Origin of the sequence: Secundilactobacillus paracollinoides (assembly GCF_001702155.1) — a bacterium.
Lineage (GTDB): Bacteria > Bacillota > Bacilli > Lactobacillales > Lactobacillaceae > Secundilactobacillus > Secundilactobacillus paracollinoides.
Genome location: NZ_CP014912.1, coordinates 1,814,062 through 1,833,570 on the forward strand (window position 1 = coordinate 1,814,062; position 19,509 = coordinate 1,833,570).

At 46.6% G+C, this 19,509-nt stretch carries 19 protein-coding genes; 12 read left to right on the forward strand and 7 right to left on the reverse strand.

The annotated features are described in order from the left end of the window. The first annotated feature begins 58 nt into the window (after window positions 1–58). The 6 genes from mutY to ltrA all read left to right on the forward strand — a co-directional run bounded on the left by mutY (window position 59) and on the right by ltrA (window position 6,524). On the forward strand, window positions 59–1,174 hold the full coding sequence (mutY, locus tag AYR61_RS07660; protein ID WP_065902475.1) for an A/G-specific adenine glycosylase: 1,116 nt from the start codon (window positions 59–61) through the stop codon (window positions 1,172–1,174). 170 nt (window positions 1,175–1,344) lie between these two features. Next, window positions 1,345–2,823, forward strand: coding sequence for an MDR family MFS transporter (locus AYR61_RS07665; RefSeq protein ID WP_065902477.1), 1,479 nt, complete (start codon window positions 1,345–1,347; stop codon window positions 2,821–2,823). Beyond that, window positions 2,820–3,332: a DUF4811 domain-containing protein gene (locus tag AYR61_RS07670; protein ID WP_065902479.1), complete on the forward strand. Its 513-nt coding sequence runs from the start codon at window positions 2,820–2,822 to the stop codon at window positions 3,330–3,332. Before AYR61_RS07665 ends, AYR61_RS07670 begins: the two co-directional genes overlap by 4 nt. Window positions 3,333–3,441: 109 nt before the next feature. Beyond that, the gene (locus tag AYR61_RS07675; protein WP_054708125.1) at window positions 3,442–3,762 is read left to right on the forward strand and encodes a hypothetical protein; all 321 of its coding nucleotides are present in this window, start codon (window positions 3,442–3,444) and stop codon (window positions 3,760–3,762) included. Between the two features lie 689 nt (window positions 3,763–4,451). Then, window positions 4,452–4,652 carry a cold-shock protein gene (locus AYR61_RS07680; RefSeq protein WP_054708128.1) on the forward strand — a complete coding sequence of 67 codons (201 nt, stop codon included), beginning with the start codon at window positions 4,452–4,454 and terminating at the stop codon, window positions 4,650–4,652. 489 nt (window positions 4,653–5,141) lie between these two features. Then, window positions 5,142–6,524 carry a group II intron reverse transcriptase/maturase gene (gene ltrA, locus AYR61_RS07685; RefSeq protein ID WP_065900954.1) on the forward strand — a complete coding sequence of 461 codons (1,383 nt, stop codon included), beginning with the start codon at window positions 5,142–5,144 and terminating at the stop codon, window positions 6,522–6,524. Window positions 6,525–6,736: 212 nt separating this feature from the next. On the opposite strand, the gene AYR61_RS07690 is transcribed toward ltrA, so the two are convergent. The 3 genes from AYR61_RS07690 to AYR61_RS07700 all read right to left on the reverse strand — a co-directional run bounded on the left by AYR61_RS07690 (window position 6,737) and on the right by AYR61_RS07700 (window position 9,657). Continuing rightward, entirely contained in the window at window positions 6,737–7,378 is a 642-nt protein-coding gene (locus tag AYR61_RS07690) for a matrixin family metalloprotease (protein ID WP_054708131.1), read from the reverse strand. Between the two features lie 744 nt (window positions 7,379–8,122). Then, on the reverse strand, window positions 8,123–8,788 hold the full coding sequence (locus AYR61_RS07695; protein ID WP_054708133.1) for an amino acid ABC transporter permease: 666 nt from the start codon (window positions 8,786–8,788) through the stop codon (window positions 8,123–8,125). A 14-nt stretch (window positions 8,789–8,802) separates the two neighbouring features. Beyond that, window positions 8,803–9,657, reverse strand: coding sequence for a transporter substrate-binding domain-containing protein (locus tag AYR61_RS07700; RefSeq protein ID WP_056987741.1), 855 nt, complete (start codon window positions 9,655–9,657; stop codon window positions 8,803–8,805). Between the two features lie 187 nt (window positions 9,658–9,844). Here AYR61_RS07700 and AYR61_RS07705 point away from each other — a divergent pair, with 187 nt between their 5' ends. The 5 genes from AYR61_RS07705 (at window position 9,845) to abc-f (ending at window position 13,834) form a co-directional block, all read left to right on the forward strand. Further along, window positions 9,845–10,534, forward strand: coding sequence for an NAD(P)H-dependent oxidoreductase (locus AYR61_RS07705; protein WP_065902481.1), 690 nt, complete (start codon window positions 9,845–9,847; stop codon window positions 10,532–10,534). Continuing rightward, entirely contained in the window at window positions 10,535–10,711 is a 177-nt protein-coding gene (locus tag AYR61_RS15375) for a hypothetical protein (protein WP_191982233.1), read from the forward strand. Window positions 10,712–10,845: 134 nt separating this feature from the next. Further along, window positions 10,846–11,163: a DMT family transporter gene (locus tag AYR61_RS07710; RefSeq protein ID WP_054708139.1), complete on the forward strand. Its 318-nt coding sequence runs from the start codon at window positions 10,846–10,848 to the stop codon at window positions 11,161–11,163. Window positions 11,164–11,173: 10 nt separating this feature from the next. Continuing rightward, complete coding sequence (locus AYR61_RS07715) at window positions 11,174–11,554, forward strand: DMT family transporter (protein ID WP_054708142.1); 381 nt, start codon at window positions 11,174–11,176, stop codon at window positions 11,552–11,554. 753 nt (window positions 11,555–12,307) lie between these two features. Then, on the forward strand, window positions 12,308–13,834 hold the full coding sequence (gene abc-f, locus AYR61_RS07720; protein ID WP_065902487.1) for a ribosomal protection-like ABC-F family protein: 1,527 nt from the start codon (window positions 12,308–12,310) through the stop codon (window positions 13,832–13,834). Window positions 13,835–14,204: 370 nt separating this feature from the next. Here the strand turns inward: abc-f and AYR61_RS07725 are convergent, their stop codons facing one another. Both AYR61_RS07725 and AYR61_RS07730 read right to left on the reverse strand, forming a co-directional pair. After that, the gene (locus AYR61_RS07725; RefSeq protein WP_054708151.1) at window positions 14,205–14,882 is read right to left on the reverse strand and encodes a potassium channel family protein; all 678 of its coding nucleotides are present in this window, start codon (window positions 14,880–14,882) and stop codon (window positions 14,205–14,207) included. Beyond that, the gene (locus tag AYR61_RS07730; protein ID WP_065902489.1) at window positions 14,875–16,215 is read right to left on the reverse strand and encodes a TrkH family potassium uptake protein; all 1,341 of its coding nucleotides are present in this window, start codon (window positions 16,213–16,215) and stop codon (window positions 14,875–14,877) included. The genes AYR61_RS07725 and AYR61_RS07730 overlap by 8 nt, the downstream gene beginning before the upstream one ends. A gap of 129 nt (window positions 16,216–16,344) precedes the next feature. Here AYR61_RS07730 and codA point away from each other — a divergent pair, with 129 nt between their 5' ends. Next, window positions 16,345–17,583, forward strand: a complete 1,239-nt coding sequence (gene codA, locus AYR61_RS07735) for a cytosine deaminase (protein WP_065902492.1) — start codon at window positions 16,345–16,347, stop codon at window positions 17,581–17,583. Window positions 17,584–17,903: 320 nt separating this feature from the next. Here the strand turns inward: codA and pnuC are convergent, their stop codons facing one another. Beyond that, window positions 17,904–18,665: a nicotinamide riboside transporter PnuC gene (pnuC, locus tag AYR61_RS07740; RefSeq protein WP_054708158.1), complete on the reverse strand. Its 762-nt coding sequence runs from the start codon at window positions 18,663–18,665 to the stop codon at window positions 17,904–17,906. A 336-nt stretch (window positions 18,666–19,001) separates the two neighbouring features. After that, a complete protein-coding gene (locus AYR61_RS07745; RefSeq protein ID WP_065902494.1) occupies window positions 19,002–19,430 on the reverse strand; it encodes a hypothetical protein in 429 nt (142 codons plus the stop codon). Between the last annotated feature and the right edge of the window lie 79 nt (window positions 19,431–19,509).

The window sequence follows — 19,509 nt, forward strand, 5'->3', positions numbered from 1 at the left end:
GAAATAACAGTCAGACAAGACAAAATTTCAATCAACCAAACAGAGAGTAGGTACCCGAATGATCACTTGGTCACCATCAAAAATCAAAGCCTTCCAGAAGGCCCTATTAACCTGGTACGACACCGATGGGCGTGACCTGCCGTGGCGTCGAGACCACGATCCGTACCACGTGTGGGTCTCAGAAATTATGTTGCAGCAGACCCAAGTTAATACTGTGATTCCATACTATAACCGGTTTATGGACTGGTTTCCGACGGTGACTGATTTAGCGGACGCCCCTGAAGAGAGGCTGATGAAGGCCTGGGAGGGTCTTGGTTATTACTCCCGAGCGCGTAATTTGCAAAAGGCGGCGAAGCAGGTCGTTGAGGATTTTAACGGCAAGTGGCCGAGAACCGCGGAGGAGTTGTTAGACCTTGCAGGTATTGGTCCCTATACTGCTGGTGCCATTGCCAGTATTGCGTTTGGGGAGCCTGTGCCGGCGGTGGACGGCAATGCGTTTCGGGTGTTTTCACGGTTGTTAGAAATTGATGATGATATTGCTAAAACGCAGACGCGGCAGGTATTTGAGCAGGTTATTGGCACGATTATTCCGACTGATCGCCCCGGCGACTTTAATCAGGCCATTATGGATCTTGGATCCAGCTACATGACTGCTAAAAATCCTGATTCAGAAAACTCGCCGGTCAAGGCGTTTGACCAGGCTTATTTAGATGGCGTGGAGGATCAGTACCCGGTGAAGACAAAGAAGCCCCGGCCGGTCCAGATCCCATACTTTGGGTTGGTAATTCATGCTGACGACCGGTATTTGATGGAAAAACGCCCCAGTACGGGCTTATTGGCGAACTTCTGGACGTTCCCACTCGTTAAACGAGAAACGCTGCTGACAGGGCTAGAACACCCGGAAACGGTGACGGATGAGGAACTGGTGACACTTCTGGAACATGAAGTAGCCGAGACAGACGGGCTAAAGCTGCATCTGACACCACGTTCGGGTAAACAGGTGACCCACACATTTACACACCAAAAGTGGCTGATTACGCTGATGGACGCAGAATGGTCGGGCGACCTTGATTTAAGTTACTTCCCTGGCGAATGGCTGACTGCCTCAGATTTTGAACGGTTAGCACTCCCGAAAGTTCAGGATAAGATGTGGCAGCGGGTGAGACCGAAATAGCGTCGCCACCTTACTCAAGTAAATTGTGGTGAGGTGTCCTATTTTACTTATGTAACTAACTATAAAACCGACACATGATTGATTAAGGGAGGACAAGCAGGCGTAACTATTTGATTGAGTAGAATTATTTGTTTTAAGCTGTTGCAATTATTCAGAGAGGTGTGAACCAAATGCACAATAGTTCAAAAGCGGTCGAGCAGCCGCTTGATCAAAACGGCAAGCCATATAATCGAATCTTGCTGGTTTTGACAATGTTGATCGGAACGTTCAGTACGTTTATTACGTCAACCATGCTCACAACGGCGTTTCCAACGTTAATGAACGCCTTTAGTATTTCTGCCGATACGGTTCAGTGGTTAACGACTGGATTCATGCTGGTCATGGGGATCGTGATGCCGATCACGGGGTTCTTTCTCCAACGGTTTGATTCCCGAAAACTGTATTTATCTGCTATCGCCATCTTTTTAGTCGGGACGATCATTTGTTATTTCGCTCAGAATTTCTGGACGATTTTGATTGGGCGGCTCGTCATGGCTTCAGGAGTTGGGATTACGGCGCCCGTTTATCAAACGATTATGACGACCATTTTTCCGCCGTCGCAACGGGGAGCTGCCATGGGGACGGCCGGCATCGTTATTGGGTTAGCACCCGCTATTGGGCCGACACTTTCTGGCTGGATCCTGATTCACTATTCATGGCGGATGCTGTTTTTGGTGATCATGCCTGTTTCGATCATTGTGTTGATTATGGGGAGTTTTACACTCAGAAAAGTGTTACCCACGCGAAAGGCGCCAGTCGACTGGTTCTCAGTTTTACTGTCGATCATCGGGTTTGGGTCAATGCTGTACGGTTTTTCCTCCGTTGGGCAGTACCAGTGGTCGGATCCGATGGTTTACATGACCCTGATCATTGGGGTCATTGTGGTCGCGCTGTTCATTTGGCGGTCGCTTACAATCAAGAACCCACTCCTGCAGTTTAAAGTCTTTAAACGCTCAGATTTTGCGTTGTCGGCCACATTGGTTGCCGTTTCGTTTATGTCCATGAACGGATTTACGCTGGTGGTGCCATTGTATCTGCAAACATTGCGGGGTGAATCACCGTTAGCCTCTGGGTTGACTTTATTACCAGGTGCGATCGTGATTGGGTGTATGAACCCGATCACTGGGCGGATTTTTGACCGGCTGGGCGCTCGAAATATGGCGATTACAGGCATGTTTTTGCTGACCATTGCAACGGCCGCGTTTATTCCGATCACGGCGCAGGCACCGATTTCCTACATTGTGGCGTTGTATGCGCTGCGGATGTTTGGTATTTCAATGGTCATGATGCCAGTGACCACGACTGGGATGAACGCGTTACCGTTGAACCTGATCGGTGATAGGACGGTCGTCAACAACACGGCCCGGCAAGTTTTCGCGTCAATGGGGACCGCCATTTTAGTCTCGACGATGTCGAACGTGACGCTGAATCACACACCAGCTCACGCGGTTGCGAAGGCGACCCCATTCCTTTATCGGAAGTTGGCCATTAATGCGAATGTGCTAGGCTTCCGTTACGCATTTGGAATTGCGACGGCGTTCTCACTGCTAGGGTTCTTACTGACATTCCTGTTGAAACGTGATCCCAAGAAAGTGGGGGTAGCGAAATGATCATCCTCTTATTATTTGCGGGGGCGGTTTTGTTTGCTTGCAGTATGATCTTTATGCAGCATACCGGTTGGCGGGCAGTCTGGATCACCGTTGGACTAGTGGTGACCGTGGGCAGCGTGTTATTGATGTGTCTGAACTATAATCAACATTTGGGAATGAAACGCGTGACGACACGAATGACTTATCCGCTGACGAGTAGTGTGACGGGTAAACATATCCTGCTCTTCAAACCGGTTGGGACAAAAACGGAGCGCATTTATTTGTATAATACTAATCCGCTGCAGTCGAAATTAGAAAAAACAACACCGGCAACGACAACTGTCATTGTGCGACATCATGCCAAAACAGCCAGTATGCATATCGACACCACCCACTGGGTCTATAAAAATGAAGAGCTGCGATTGATGTTTGCCGTTGGTATGGGCGATCACACGTTTATTGGCAAACACATCACGTTTGAACTGCCGGCGAATTGGCGGGTGGTGCCAGTCACAACAGCAGCAAGATAGGGCAAAATTGTGTGGTAATGGCGAATTTTCAGCAAAGACATAAGCATTTAAGTCGTTTTCGTGTATAATAGCAAACAAACGCGTGCAGGCGAAACGGAGGGTAAGCGCAATGAGGAATATATTTGATATCTTGAAGATGGTCACGGTCAATCACCAGGGGGTCAGCAGTCCCCAAATTGTGGTGACGGACGTGTCGGGAAAGCCGAACGGGTTGCTGACGGACCTTCTCCGGGACGCGTTAAGCAACATGCGCTTGTTTGTGGATATTGATGACGTCGATTCAGCAAACGAGGTATTGAGTGCGCTGAACATTCACACCCCGCTGCCTGACGATGTGCTGGACGAATACGCAAAAATCTTAAAGGAACCGGTCCTAGGACTGAATCTAGCACCGCAGAAGGATCAGGTGGAGATTTTGGTGAGGGGCTGAGTGCGGAGCACGTTACGGCTAGGTAACATAGAAAGCCAGTAGCAAGAACCACGCAGAAAATAATGACTCACAATCCAAATGTGTATTTTTTGCCAGAGTCCGTTACATGGCCGCCCCTTGCCTTGCGGAGCACGTTACGGCTATGTAGAATAGAAAGTCAGTAGCAAGAACCACGCAGAAAAATCAAAGTGGTTCTGGCGGTTTTTGCCAAAGTTCCAACAACAAGATTCCAACAAAAAAGCAAACCCAACAAAAAAGGCTGAGAACCCACATTTCCTCAGCCTTTTTAATTCCAATCCTCTAATATATGGGACTTTCATCACCAATCGTCCGAATTCGGACATTCCACTTCAATCGTCCCAAGTTTTCCATGAAACTGGTTTCATCCTGATGAAAATAGGCCGGACTTAAGACTTTCAAAAATCATGAACACGTAAGCCAGCCGTGGCTTTCAGAGTAAATACGAACGATTCACTTATATTTTGATAACCAAATAATACTAAACATTCTCTTAAAATGTTTTGAATTTCGAACTTTATTTCTTGCCTTTTTGGGGATTAACTGTTAACCTTTAGATAATGTATTTATGCTTCGGATTAAGGTACAACGTTCTTACTAGAATGGCTCCTTATTCAAAAGTTTCAAATGCAAAATATAATTTGCGCAAAGCGCATGGAGGTTTCATTCTAATGGAACAAGGTACTGTTAAATGGTTCAACGCTGACAAGGGTTACGGTTTTATCACTTTGGAAAACGGCTCAGACGTTTTCGTTCACTTCTCAGCTATCCAAGCTGACGGCTTCAAGACTCTTGAAGAAGGCCAACACGTAACCTTAGACGTTGAAGAAGGCGACCGCGGCCCACAAGCTGCTAACGTCACTGTTGCTTAATTAGTATTAATTAAGAATAGGAAAAACACCAACCCTTTGGCTGGTGTTTTTTTGGTGCGCCCGGCATGGGCGCCAACTAGACGGTGAAAGTCCGTTGCGGGCCGTAGTAGTCGGAACCGCAAGTCAATGACAAGGGTGTCCATCGTGAGGTGGAATCTGAAGGAAGTCGGCGACAAAGTACCGCATTGATGTACAAGAATCAGCTATAAGGCTGTGTTGGTCGGACGAGGTTGCCAAACAAACCAAAGTCCAATACTACTCGAGGCCATCGCAGTAAAGCTGGCAATGACATGGTACGAAAGTGGGCGTTCTTACCCGGGGAGGCCTGTATCGTACGTTCCCGACAAGAGGCGCGCTAAGCGCCACAGGAACAAACATCGCAGTGATGTGGTGCAGAACGATACAGGAGTCAGCCGAGGCCATAGTAGTGGTATCTGCCACGAAGGGCTGAACAATAATAGGTCATCATTGATATTGGAGGTGGAGACAGTGCAACAACCGCAGAATACAGAAAAAGCTGACCGCCGGCGGACAGTAGGACTGGAAGCCCAAGAACAAGTCGGGGTGCGTAGCACTGACTCTGGTGAAAATACGATGATGAACGGCACTAAGTTTCAAGAGTTAGTCTTAGACCGAAATAACCTGAACGAGGCTTATCTTCGCGTCTGCAGAAACAAAGGTGCAGCAGGACTAGACGGAATGACCGTTGACGAACTGTTGCCCTACTTGAGGAAACATAAACAGGAATTACTGCAAGCTTTACAAAACGAGACCTATCGGCCTCGTCCCGTTAAGCGGGTTGAAATTCCCAAACCTAATGGTGGTAAACGCAAGCTCGGAATACCAACTGTGATTGACCGACTTGTTCAACAAGCCATGGCGCAAGTCATGGTGCCAACATTTGAGCGTGTCTTCTCAGATAATAGTTTTGGGTTCCGACCGAATCGAAGTGCTAAAGATGCCATTGATAGAGTGGTTCAGTTCTACAATCAGGGCTATCACTATGTCGTGGATCTCGATTTAAAAGCATACTTCGATACGGTCAACCACGATCTGCTTATTAAATTTATTGAGCAGTATATTACGGATCCATGGATACTGCATCTCATTCGTCGCTTCCTAACCAGCGGTGTCATGAATGGTGGTCTATTTGAACGAAGTGATAAAGGCACCCCTCAAGGTGGCCCCTTATCGCCACTTTTGGCTAACATTTATCTCAACGAACTGGATAAGCTGTTAACTTCCAGAGGTCATAAGTTTGTCCGCTATGCGGACGATTGTAATATTTATGTCCGAAGCAAACGTGCTGGAGAACGGGTTCTGACTAATGTTACTCGCTTTCTTGAAGGCGACCTAAAGGTCACCGTCAATGAGGACAAGACATCAGTAAGTTCGCCTCTGCGGGCCAAGTTCCTGGGATTTTCCTTGGGGGTTGGTCGAGGAGGTGCGTATGCGCGACCTGCTTGGCAGGCCAAGCAACGCATCAAGTCTGCACTCAGGAAAATGACCAAGCGCAATCGGGGCGTTTCGTTAAACCTGGTGTTTAACGAGATTCATCAAAAGATGCGTGGGTGGTTACAGTACTATTCGGTCGGGAAAATGACCAATTTTATCCGTCACTTAGACGAATGGTTGCGAGCAAGGATTCGCCAGTATATTTGGAAACAGTGGAAGAAGCTCAAAACAAAGGTCAATCATCTTGTAAAACTGGGGCTTTCTGGCACCAGTGCTTATACAATGGCCAATACCCGTAAGGGTTATTGGCGAACTGCGCATAGCAAGACATTGACCTATACTCTGACAAACAAAAGACTGGAACGCCTTGGACTCATCAATATGAGCAAGACACTCCAGTCAATACAAAGTGCTTAAATTATTGAACCGCCGTATACGGAACCGTACGTACGGTGGTGTGAGAGGTCGGTAATTGAATTAATCAATTACCTCCTACTCGATTACACTCATTTTGCCAAAATAAAAGTGCTGACGGCAGACTAAGCCACAGCACTTTTATTTTAATTTTATATGTACCCCATGGTTGATGCCCTACTTGAAACGGTTTATATAAGTGATCCAGTTTAGCGCTAATTATCGTACATCGTGGCCAGGCCCCGAATATCTGACGTTGTGATGGACTTATTTTTATTAGCGTAGTACATGACACTGTTCTTCGACGTCGCGTGTTCTAGTCCTAACGCATGTCCCAGTTCGTGTTCAGCAACGTGTTCGCGCTGAAGTTGAGAATATTTCATCTGAGTGGCCACGTTCGTGTAAATGTAGGACGTGGTGCTGACAAGAACATTGAGGTTATCAATTTTCTGGCTGCTGTGGTAAGAAGAATACGTCAGACCCACTGCATCTCCAGTAGCAGAAGTGGTCTTTTTAGTCGTGGCAGTTGCCAGTGTCATGTCGGCCTTATCACCAGGCTTAGCCGCGACAAGTGTCACGACGTTGGCATCGTTCCAGTGCTTAACGGCGCTGTTCCAGATTTGCTGGTAATAGGCGGAACTGTTATCGATCTTGTACGTGATCGTTGTGTCTTGCCAGCGGTAGCAGCCGGGGGTGGCTGTTGCGGTACCGGCAGAAAACGCATACGACATGTGCATATACGATGTGGCTTTAGCTTGAACGGATTGTTGCGTGTCTTGCGGCACAACGAAACCGGTTACACAAGCGGTTAATAAAGTGATGATAAATATGAGGGCGCTACGATATCTACGTTGCATCACAAACTCCTTTAGAAGATTTGTTTTGCCCCGTCTGATAAGTCAGTGCACGTTCGACATTCCAAAGTAAATTTATATAATTTGTTACTTAAAATTGCGACTTCATTTCACTCGTTGAAGAGGTGGCTGAAAAACTACCAAACTTCGCAAATTGTTGGGCTCAAAGACACTGTACCGTCTAAGTTATCCAACAACAACCACAGATTAGCATGTATTTGTTTGCAAATCAACAATAATTCCTATGAAAATGTGGCCATTATGAGAAGATTCATTTGTTGCAAATAACCCCGCTGTTTTCTGGATTAGATTTTAATGATGAAAGCCTACTGTGCACACGGTTTAGTGGGTGTATGTGCTTCGGGTTATAAAATATGCGGGACAAACGTGTGTACATGTCGGTATAAAATAAATTAATTTATGGCTTTTGCTTTTTGTGAAGATGGGGACTTTAGGGGAAGTTGTCATTATGTTTTTATTAAGAGAGATTATTATTGACGAGGTTTGTTTTTTATTGAACAGCTGTTGTGTCGTTTTAGATGGCGTTATGAATTTATAAAAAACGCACCGTTCTAGATGAACGATGCGTCTTTTTTTTATTTTGTGGTAACTTTCTTGGCTTCATTGCGGAAACGCGTTCAGCAAGGCAAGGGGCTACTGTGTAACGGACTCTGTCAAAAAAGTCAGAACCGGACTTTTCTGACAGAGTCCGTTACACTCCGCCCCTTAAGCGCCTTGCTTCACGCTCTACAATGCGAGATGCTTTTCCAGCAACGTCTGTCCTACCGTCAATAACCAACAGCAGAACCAGTACAGAATCGCAATCATAATGTAGATCGACATGTAGTCCTGATCCGCTCCTGCGATGATCTGGGCCTTCATGAACATTTCACTGACCGTGATCATTGCCGCTAGTGAGGTGCCCTTAAAGAGGTCTAACAAGATGTTACCCAGCGCGGGAATCGAAATTCGGAACGCTTGGGGAAAAATGACCTTGCTGACGACTTTACGGTAGGGAAGCCCCAATGAATAGGCCGCTTCCCATTGCCCCTTATCCACGGCGAGAAATGAGGACCGAAAGACTTCGGACACAAAGGCGCTGCAGTTGATCGTAAACGCAATGACCGCTGCCGGAAACGCCGCTGTTTGAAACCCAAAATAGATGACGAACAAAATGACCAGCATGGGCACACCTCGCATGCAAGAAATGAAGCTGCGAGACGCCCAGTGTAAAATTTTGATGTGGCTCAGTTGCGCCAACGTCAAAAACAGGCCTAAAATGAGTGCAAGCACGAAGCTAACGGCCGTTAACCCGATTGAAACTGGGAATCCCGACATGATCGACGGAATCGAGGAAAAGGCTAGCGGGGCGTTAAAGAAATTTGGAATCGAAAGATAGTGTAAGAATGACATGACCCATCACGTCCCTAGTTCTTGATCGTAAAGTGCTTTGAAATGTGAACTTTAGGTTCCTTAGTGACGTTGGCGCCATAGAATTTCTCAGAGATCTTCTTCAGGGTCCCGTCTTTCTTCAGTTCAGCCAAGGCCTTGTTCACTTGCTTGACCAACTTTGTGTTCCCCTTCTTCATCAAAATACCAACGCCAGAGCCGTCGTCATTGGTCGTGAAGTACATATTGTTCATGATCTTCAAACCGCTGTTTGGCATTGCCTTGAGCGCTAACTTCTGCAAGTAGTAGTCGTTCATGATTAAATCAGTCCGACCATTTTTGACATCGCGGAAGTAAACGTCGTTTGACACGTTGTTGTAGTTGACGGTTGTTGCACCAAGTTGCTTTGCAAGACGCTGGTAGTTGGTTCCGGCTTCGCCAGCGGCCTTCTTACCCTTGATGTCAGCCCATGAGTGAATGCCTGAGTCATCTTTCTTACGGACGATAATACTGTTAAACGAATGCTTGTATGGGGTAGACAGGGTGAATTCCTTCTTCCGTGCAGGCGAAATACCAAAATCGTTAGCGGCCATGTCAGCTTTGCCCGTCTTTACGGCAGTAAGTTGGCCATCAACGTTCAGTTGTTTGAATTCAACCTTTCGACCTAATTTCTTACCAACGGCCCGAACAATTTGCACGTCGAACCCAGTCAGTTTCTTTGTTTTTGGATCATGGTACGAAGTGGGGTACAGCGTCCCAGAGGTTGCCACAATTAGTGGTGATTTATCTGCTGACTTACTACTGCTGCTCTTTTGCCCACAACCTGCCAATACCAATCCAACAACGGCTACCAAACCTAATACTTTAACCCAACCAATATTCCTTTTAAACATAACCAAAACTCCTTTTATAAGAATATTTTCAGTATAAAATGATGAAAGCGGTTTTACAAGGAATTTCATTTTCATTTGGATTATAATTTCATGTGAATTAGGTTGTCTGATTTAACAACATTAGGTACAATTAATCACAAATTAAGTTGTCCACAACCAAAATAGCTTTCTGAAAGGAGCACCATTGATGAAAACAGTGGTTATTGTGTCTCACCCAAATATTGCCTCATCCAGTACGCAACAATTTCTCAGGGAGGCGGCTGCAGAACCAAATGTGACTTGGCATGTGCCGACTGATCAGCCACTAGATATCCCCGCTGAGCAGGCGCTCATCCGGGATGCTGACCGACTCATTTTTCAATTTCCACTGTACTGGTACAGTGCGCCAGCGAGTTTAAAAGCGTGGGAGGACACTGTCCTGACCAGAAGCTTTGACTATCCGTCTGTCGGCGGGGCGCTAGTGGGAAAGGAGCTGGGGCTTGTTATCTCACTGGGGCAGCCAGCCGCGCACTATACGGCAGGAGCGCCCGAACAATTCTCATTGTCACAACTGACAACGCCATACCAAGCATTGGCACACCGTCTCGGAATGACGTGGTTGCCATCGTTTGTTGTTGACCAGTTTGGCTACCAGACTGAGACTGAAAAAATGCACCTGCTTGTCGATTATCAGCGCTATCTGACTCAGGAACCACTCACTCATTTTTCAGATCAAGTTAACTGGACGGTGCGCAAGTTAAAGGCAGTCAGTGAGACCCAACCGGACGCTGACCAACAAAAAATTGGTCTTGTGATCGACCAGATCTCACAAAACGCGGCCACGTTAAGTGACCTTCAGGATACGTTGGCATTACTAAAAGATGGGGGTGAAGACTAAATGGCAGAACAGCAATGGCTTATTGACCAATTGCGGACCTTAAGTGACTCAAGTACGCGGTTTAAAGACCGAGCACTCTTTTATGCCGCGATTCAGCTCGTTGAAGAACAGCAGCGACGCATTGAAGCGGCCGAGGGGGAAATCGACGGTCGAAGTTGGAACCCATCGGGCTGGTAGATGGCGGTATCACTGGGATCGATAGTGATTTCAAATGTGTTAAATTGTTATGAAGGTGCAAGCAAAATTTAACCGACACAAGTTACGAAAAGGGTTACAATCGAGGGTAGATAAACTAATTCGAGGTGATCAATATGGGATTGGGATACACGTTTTTGGCAGGTGCCATTGTGTTTGAAATTATCAGCAGTTCACTACTGAAGGAAGCCGATGGGTTTCATCGGTTAAAACCGACCATATTGCTCATCATCGGCTACACCATCACCCTGTTTCTGTTTTCAAAATCGTTACAGTGGTTAAATCTTGGAGTGGCCTTTGCCTTATGGGGTGCGGTTGGGACGTTGTTTACGACGATCCTTGGCGTTGTCTTTTTTAAAGAGCAATTTAACCGAACCAAGGTTCTGGGGGTAGCCTGCATTATGTTGGGTACTGTGATGTTAAATCTACTGTGAGGTGAGCGGCATGCTGAAATACTATGCGGCCCTAGGTGTGGCCATTGTCAGTGAAATTTTAGGAACGATGACATTGAAATACTCGAGTGGATTCACCAGATTGTGGTGGTCGTTAGCGAGCATTATGATGTATGTCATCATGCTGTACTTTTTGTCGTATGCGATGCGCGTGGTGCCGTTAAGCGTTGCGTATGGCCTATGGAGCGGCGTTGGAACGATCTTGACAGCGGCAATGAGTGTGCTGTTGTTTCACGAAGCCATGACGATAGGCGAAACGATGGGGCTAGTGATCCTGCTCATCGGTGTCTTTGTGCTAAATAAGTCTGGTGCGCAAGAAGAAGCAGTCGATTATGAAGAGCTGCAGATTGAGGAGGAGTTCCACCAGAGATAGAGAGTGGAGCGAGGTGGTTAGAGGGCGGAGTGTAAGTAACTCTGGTCAGAAAAGTCCGGGCCTGACTTTTTTGACCAGAGTTGCTTACACAGGAGCCCTCTACCTCGCAGAACTCGTTTCGACACGGAGGCCAAGAAAGCCAGCAGCAACAACCACTTCAGTCGAAAAAGAGCAAAAATATCCTGGATTTTTGCCAGAGTCCGTTACATGGCCGCCCCTTGCCTCGCGGAACTCGTTTCGACACGGAGGCCAAGAAAGCCAGCAGCAACAACCACTTCAGTCAAAAAAGAGCAAAAGAATCCTGATTTTTTGCCAGAGTCCGTTACATGGCCGCCCCTTGCCTCGCGGAACTCGTTTCGGCATGGAGGCCAAGAAAGCCAGCAGCAACAACCACTCCAGTCGAAAAAGAGCAAAAGGATCCTGAATTTTTTACCAAATCCCGTTCAACCCGATCCGCCAACATTTTTAATTGACATCCACAAAATTTCCAGTTATAGTCATTTTGATCAAACAAGAGAGGAATCGGTGTGTGCCGCAATGAAATAAGTAACCTGTTGATCAACCAATGTTCAAAAAACCACTGTTCTTAGAGACAAGTGGATCATTTGAGCTGGTTGCAAATGGGTTACGGACACATCGGGACCATTAACGGGACCATTAACGGGACCAGTCTGCCGCCTATTTGCGAATAGGGGGCTTTTTCTATGCGCAATTAAGGGTTTACTCCAGATAAAACTAAAAGGAGTGACTTGAATGTCCGATTACCAAATAACGAACCTTGAGCAACAATATGGCGCCCGCAAGTTATACGAGATTGCCCAGCTCACAATACCCGCCAACGCTAGAATTGGGTTAATAGGGCACAACGGCGTCGGTAAAACGACTTTGTTGAACCAATTAGCAACTAAGGGAACGATCCAGCCAGAAGCCGACGTTTTGCTGGTGCCGCAATTAAAACCAACTGCAGCATTAAGTGGTGGTGAGCAGGTCCGCCAGTACTTGAATGACGCGTTTTCAAAACGTCCTGATATCCTGTTGCTGGATGAACCCACTGCTAACTTAGATGTTGCGACAATTAAGTGGTTGGAAAAGCGCTTGAAGCGATTTCGTGGTGCATTAGTGATCATTTCGCATGACCGAGATTTTCTGGATGATCTGTGTACGACAGTTTGGGCGCTTAGCGAAGCTGTCGTGACAGTATATTCCGGTAATTATTCAGCGTATTTATCGCAACGAGAAGCGGAAAAAGGGCGTCAGCAGGCGCAATACGATCAGTATGTAACCGAAAAGAAACGGTTAAAGAAGACCATTGAAAAACAAAAACAACGCGCAGAACACGCGACAGTGGTGCCGAAGAATAAACGCGGCACCTCAGAAATTCATGGCAGCAAGCCGTACTTTGAAAAAATGAGTAAGAAATTACACCAGGTTGCGAAAGCGACTGGGTCACGGATGGCACAGTTAGAAGAGGTTAGGCGTCCAAAAACAGCTAAGCCCGTTCAAATGATGATCCCCAATGCGGTCAAAATGGCTGGCAACACACTATTAACAGTGACGGATCTCACTGTTACCCAAGGTGGACATCAGCTGGTCCGCAACGTTTCTTTCAAAATCAAAGCCGGCGACCATGTCGCCATCACTGGCCCCAATAAGGCAGGCAAAACAAGCTTACTCACAACGCTGCTTCATCAAGATGATGATACCGTAAAGTGGTCACCGTTAGCGAAACTTGGTTATTTCCAACAAAATCTGTCAAATTTGAATCTAGAAGGGTCGATTCTTGCCAATGTGACTTCGACGAGTATTCAAGATGACGAAACAAACCGACTCATCCTTGCTCGGTTGGGTTTTTCTGCGAGCGATTGGGATAAACCCGTCACCGTGTTAAGCGGTGGCGAACGTGTCAAAGTCTCACTGGCTAAGGTCATATTGAGTGATGTCAATGGATTGATTTTGGACGAACCTACAAACTTCCTAGATATCGAGGCCGTTACAGCGTTGAGTGAAATGTTGCGGGAGTATAAGGGGACTGTTATCCTGGTCTCACACGACAGGTGGTTTGTCCGTCAAGTGACGGCGCGCCAGTATCACATTCGTAACCAGCAACTGGTGACTGAACAGTCGGATCAGCAAGCGAGAGCTACGACGTATGATGCGGAGAAATTGCAGCTTGAGTTGAAGCAGACTGAGTTGATCAATCAGTTAGCTGTGGCACCGAATGATACGGCGTTGGAGGATGAATTTCAGGCCGTTTCTCGGCGGTTGCGGGAATTGTCTTGAAATGAAAAAGCATCGGATTGTCGGGCGTTTTGGCAGTTCGATGTTTTTTGTTTTGGGCCGTTTTATTGATTAAAGAATCGGTCCACATAGACGCATTGCTAAATTGGCGTCGAAACGTGCTCCGAAAGGCAGAGGGCTCCTGCCTAAGCCAACTCTGCCACAAATCCAAGTTCGGGATTTCTGTCAGAGTTAACTTAGGTTCCGCCCTCTAAACGCCTTTTTCCGCACTCCACCTTCTAGGCAGCGGAGCCGAAACGTGCTCCACAAGCCAAGAGGTTGCATGTAAGCGACTTCCGTCACCAAATCCAAGCCCGGGATTTGATGACGAAAGTCACTTACATGCAACCTCTTAACCGGCTTGTTCCACACTCTACGGGTTTGCATCCCCATTAAACCTCTCCACATCCGCCGTATTACCTACCACCGAAATTAGGTCGTTTAGATCAATGACGTCTGAAGCAACTGGGGAGGTGTTGACCTTGCCGTCCGTTACGATGGCAATGACGTTGACGTGGTACTTATTTCTCAGCGCTAATTCAGCGAGGGTCTTGCCCACGAAGTCTGGGTTATCGACCTTGACCTCTGCTAAGGTCACTTTTTCATTTAAAATTAAATAGTTGACGATGTTTGGTTGGAGTTTATGAAAAACGATCCGCCGAGCCATGTCACGCTCCGGTTGGACGATCTGGTCTGCTCCGATTTTCTCCAATACGCGAGCGTGGCTGTCGTTTTCAGCTTTACAAATGACATCTTTAGCACCTAATTCCTTCGAGAGCAGCGTTGCCATAATACTAGCTTGAATGTTAGAGCCAATTGCCACAAAAACGTGGTCGAAGCTTCCAATTGATAGATCCTTCAAGGCATCCTCGTCCTGGCAATCAGCAATCACTGCGCGGGTGACGATGTTTGTAAATTCATTAACTGCGTCCTCGTCAATATCGATGGCCATGACCTCTTGGTTCGCCTCAACGAGCGACTGGCAAATTGACCCGCCAAACTGACCGAGACCAATTACCGCATAGTTTTCACGTTTAGTTGTTTTAACCAATTAAGACACTCTCCTCTGGGTAACGATAGTTTTTTTGTTGCCGATCAGCGTTTAGAATTGAGAACATGACCGTGTAAATGCCCACCCGGCCAATGAACATGAGCGCCATAATGATCAGTTTACCCAGAACGGTTAAATGTGGCGTCAGTCCAAGTGAAATGCCGGTTGTACCAAATGCTGCTAAGACCTCAAAGGTAACTGATTCGAGCCCGTTTGTTTTAGGAATCGGTTGCGTCGCACAGAGAATCAGGGTGGCGCCAGCGAGGATAATCAGGGCGACAAAGATCAGCGTTAGCGCACGGAACATATTTTCCTGCGTAAATCGCCGGTGGCCAAAGGTCGCGTCACGTCGGCCACGCAGTGTTGCAATGCTTTGAATCGTCAGCAGGCCAATCGTGGTCGTTTTGACCCCGCCAGCCGTTGATCCGGGTGTTCCACCGACAAACATCAGGAACATGGTAAATGCAATGCCAGCAATTGATAGTTTCGTGTAAGGCAATGTGACGAGCCTGGCGGTTTTAGGCGTGATCGCCATAAAGACGGTATTCATAAATCGATTGCCAGCCGACAAAGGTTTGAGTTGCGCGAGGTTATTTTCCGTTAATAAGTAAACGATCAACGACAGTACCATCAAAACGGCGCCGGTACCTAACGCTAATTTCGTATGGAGTGAGAGATGGTGTCGTTTATGAAATAACAACAGGTCCTGCCATACCAGGAACCCAAATGACCCAGCGATGATCAATAGGCTCATGACGCCAAGAACGTATGGATCGTTCGTGAAGGATTCAAGGCTATTACCGAATAAATCGAAGCCGGCGTTGCAAAAGGCGGATACGGCGTGAAACAGGCTGAACCATAATCCCTTTGTCAGACCGAACCGCGGATAAAAATCAATGAAAAGTAATCCGTTGCCGACTAATTGGATGATGAAGGATAGTAAGATAATGAGTTTAATGACGCTTAATTGTGATAAGTTATCGAGATTGAGGGATTCTTGCGCCAGCAATTGGGTTGAGAGCCGCATTCGCCGTCTGATGAATAGGAACAGCATGACGGTAAACGTCATAAACCCGAGCCCGCCAATCTCCATGAGAAATAGGATCACGACCTGACCAAAAAGTGACCAATGCAGCGCCGTGTTGACCAATGTGAGCCCGGTCACACAGGTTGCGCTGGTAGCGGTAAAGAAGGCTGTTAGAAAAGAAGTCGCGTGGTCGCTGTTCGTTGCCACGGGCAGTCTGAGAAGCACTGTGCCGATTAAAATGATGATGATAAACCCCAGCGTCAGCATCTTAGGTAACGAGAGGTGAAAATTCCGAATTTTGATCACGATAATGGCCTCGCTTTCTACAATTAAGTTCAGTATATCGTAACCGTGAAAGCCCTTCAAACAATGTCCTAGAAATGTGTTGGCCAGTGGTATAATGAACTGAGATTAAAGTTGGAGGTTGAAATTACGATGCTCATTCAACAAGTGTCAATTGAAAACGAAACAACGTTGAAGGATGTTCGCATTGAAAACGGCAAGTTTGCCGCTATTGCTGAACATCTAACGCCAGGGGATAACGAACAAGTGATTGATGGTAAGGGAAAGTTACTATTACCACCATTTGTCGACCCGCACGTTCATTTGGACTCCACATTAACTGCGGGTGATCCAGAATGGAATCAAAGCGGGACGTTGTTTGACGGTATTCGCATCTGGTCAGCACGGAAGCAAAAATTATCCATTCAGGATGTGAAGGAACGGGCAACCGCGACTTTGAAAAAGCAGGCCAGTCATGGGACACAATTTGTCCGGTCTCACGTCGACGTGACTGATCCAAACCTCACCGCTTTGCAGGCACTACTTGAAGTACGTGACGAAGTGAAAGATTTCATTGAGTTACAACTTGTGGCGTTTCCGCAAGAGGGTATTCTTTCCTTCCCAAACGGTAAAGAATTAATGACCAAGGCCGCTGAAATGGGAGTTGACGCCATTGGTGGGATTCCCCATTTTGAGTTTAATCGCGAGTACAGTGTGCAATCCTTGCATTTTGTCAGCGACCTCGCTGAAAAATACAACCGGCTCATTGATGTGCACTGTGATGAAATTGATGACCCCGCTTCTCGTGGCCTTGAGACCATGGCCACGTTAGCTTATGAGACGGGCATGCATGACATGGTGACTGCGAGTCATACCACTGCGTTGGGGTCATACAACGATGCCTATGCCTACAAACTGTTCCGTCTGTTGAAGATGTCACAGATCAACATGATTGCTAACCCGCTGGTCAATACCTTCCTAGGTGGCCGGTTTGACACGTATCCGAAGCGTCGCGGGATGACTCGGGTCAAGGAACTGGATGCTGATGGGATCAATATTGCGTTTGGTGAAGATGATATTAAGGATCCGTGGTACCCAATGGGTGATGGCAACATGCTGGATCCACTGCACCTTGGGTTGCATGTGGCCCAAACAATGGGTTACGACCAAATAATGAACGCTTACCACTACGTCACCTTGAACGGTGCAAAGGCAATGCATGTTCTGGACCATTACGGGATTGAAGAGGGTAAGGAAGCCAACTGTATTTTGATGAACCGCGGGAACTTCTACGATGCGTTGAATGAACGGGCTGAGGTGCTTTATTCCATTCATCATGGGAAGATCATTGTACAAACAAAGCCTATTGAGGTAACGACACACTTTGAGTAGAGCATGAAGGAAAACGGGTGAGGGCGGAGCCTAAGCGACTCTGGCAGAAATGCCCGAACTTGGCATTTTTGCCAGAGTCGCTTAGGCAGGAGCCCTCAGTTTTCCGAAACGCGTTTCGGCTAAAGGCCAGAGAACCACACAGAAAGGCCTGAACTTGGCCTTTCTGTCAGAGTTGGGTTACATGCAGCTTTCTGTTTTCCGAAACGCGCACAAACACTCCAATCAGAAAAAACTAAAAAAGAGACTGATGCAAACAAGCCAGTGGCAACCCCACCAACTTGCTGCACAGTCTCTTTACTTTTGTATGACGCATTTTTTACCTAGGCGTGGTCCTGTCCCAGCTTTAAAGCTTGAGCATACTGTTCCTCCTGGCGAACAACCCGGGAGCGTTCATGTTTATTGAACCAAGGTGAAATCGTAAAGGCCAACGCATCATTGGCGAGATACACTGCACTGTTCACGAACATGGCAAGGGTTGCTGAACCCTGCTGGAAGGAGATGAACCACAGCACCATTTGCGCGAGTCCTGACGCCACCCACCAAATATATTGATTGTTGTAGCGCATGAAACAAATGACACCAGCAGTCAAACTAATTGAGAAACTGATGGCGTCTATCCAGGGACGCGGATCGTTAGTGAAAGCGCCAATTAGGGTACCTGAGACACCGTAGACCACAATGGTCGATAGAATGGCAACCACCCAGGTTCGGGGCGTAAACTTACGAATTTTAGCAGCCATGTTGACGTTCCAGTTAGCACTGATCAAGACTGGCACATCTAAGGTAATGACGTACGCTAATTGTTCGGCCATACTGAGATAATTTTTAGCAGCAAACCCAGTGATCATGAAACAAATGGCAGAAAGGATCCCCAAGAAGCCGTTGACTGATTTTGCGGCGTTAATGGCAAGGACGCACAGAACACCCAACGTGGTACCGATAAAGGTCAGCACAGTCAGACCAGTGATCGGTGAGTTGACGAGGGTCATCACTTGGCAGCCCAGGCTAAAGAAGAAGAGATAGTAATTCTGTTGTGGCCAACCCTTTAGCTGATGAGAAAGAAATTGAAAATAGTTGCGCATTTTGGGACACCTTCCAATTATGAGAATAAATACTATATATGACAATTAAATGATAAAATTCAAAAGCAACCACAACATGTTGTAGGTGATATTTCGCGACAAAATTCATTATATCATCGAATGTACGTTTGGAAAGTCTTTATTTTCAGAAAATAGTCAATTTAAATCGATTAATCTGAAAACAATTCTGATGAGAACAGGGATAGCCGGCAATTTTACTATTTTTTGTCTGACAAAAGTCGACTCATTTTCTGAAATTTGTCACGTTATGGCACACACAAAAATCCCCACTAAATTCAAGTTGAATTTAGTGGGGATTCTTGTAAAATAATAGCGTTAAGCTTTCTTAGCCAACATGGCTTCTTTCTTAGCGCGGTGCATTTCGCGCAGCTGGTCCTTAAATGCAACGATATCGTCGGCATTTTTATCCTGCCAGTCTTTGAATGAGACCGATGTGTCGGAGTCACCCGGTTTTAGACCGGTATCAAGCCAAAATAGTGCTTGGCTAAGACCTGAGAAATTATGCATCCATAATGTTTGACCGTTTTCAGAATCAAAGGCAACATAGGACTTGTAATGCTTCTTCAGGAACGTGTGCTTACGAATTTTAAAAGCTTCCCGTTTCCGAGTTAACCAATAATCAGGTAAAATGTATTGACCGGTCAATGTGAGTTCTGGAAAGATTTCATTTGCCTGATTGTGCTGTTCTTTCAGCATAGAACGGGCTTGGATGATGTTAATAAGGTGGGCGCGGATAGCAGACATCAAAGATTCTCCTTAGGGACGACAGCCGAAAATGATTAACGTAGTGGACCATTCGACTTTAATTTTCTTACTCTTAGTT

Excerpts from the sequence above, each read along its gene's own strand:
- mutY (WP_065902475.1), top strand. The coding sequence starts at position 59 with ATGATCACTTGGTCACCATCAAAAATCAAAGCCTTCCAGAAGGCCCTA.
- AYR61_RS07665 (WP_065902477.1), top strand. The coding sequence starts at position 1,345 with ATGCACAATAGTTCAAAAGCGGTCGAGCAGCCGCTTGATCAAAACGGC.
- AYR61_RS07670 (WP_065902479.1), top strand. The coding sequence starts at position 2,820 with ATGATCATCCTCTTATTATTTGCGGGGGCGGTTTTGTTTGCTTGCAGT.
- AYR61_RS07675 (WP_054708125.1), top strand. The coding sequence starts at position 3,442 with ATGAGGAATATATTTGATATCTTGAAGATGGTCACGGTCAATCACCAG.
- AYR61_RS07680 (WP_054708128.1), top strand. The coding sequence starts at position 4,452 with ATGGAACAAGGTACTGTTAAATGGTTCAACGCTGACAAGGGTTACGGT.
- AYR61_RS07690 (WP_054708131.1), bottom strand. The coding sequence starts at position 7,378 with ATGCAACGTAGATATCGTAGCGCCCTCATATTTATCATCACTTTATTA.
- AYR61_RS07695 (WP_054708133.1), bottom strand. The coding sequence starts at position 8,788 with ATGTCATTCTTACACTATCTTTCGATTCCAAATTTCTTTAACGCCCCG.
- AYR61_RS07700 (WP_056987741.1), bottom strand. The coding sequence starts at position 9,657 with ATGTTTAAAAGGAATATTGGTTGGGTTAAAGTATTAGGTTTGGTAGCC.
- AYR61_RS07705 (WP_065902481.1), top strand. The coding sequence starts at position 9,845 with ATGAAAACAGTGGTTATTGTGTCTCACCCAAATATTGCCTCATCCAGT.
- AYR61_RS15375 (WP_191982233.1), top strand. The coding sequence starts at position 10,535 with ATGGCAGAACAGCAATGGCTTATTGACCAATTGCGGACCTTAAGTGAC.
- AYR61_RS07710 (WP_054708139.1), top strand. The coding sequence starts at position 10,846 with ATGGGATTGGGATACACGTTTTTGGCAGGTGCCATTGTGTTTGAAATT.
- AYR61_RS07715 (WP_054708142.1), top strand. The coding sequence starts at position 11,174 with ATGCTGAAATACTATGCGGCCCTAGGTGTGGCCATTGTCAGTGAAATT.
- abc-f (WP_065902487.1), top strand. The coding sequence starts at position 12,308 with ATGTCCGATTACCAAATAACGAACCTTGAGCAACAATATGGCGCCCGC.
- codA (WP_065902492.1), top strand. The coding sequence starts at position 16,345 with ATGCTCATTCAACAAGTGTCAATTGAAAACGAAACAACGTTGAAGGAT.
- pnuC (WP_054708158.1), bottom strand. The coding sequence starts at position 18,665 with ATGCGCAACTATTTTCAATTTCTTTCTCATCAGCTAAAGGGTTGGCCA.
- AYR61_RS07745 (WP_065902494.1), bottom strand. The coding sequence starts at position 19,430 with ATGTCTGCTATCCGCGCCCACCTTATTAACATCATCCAAGCCCGTTCT.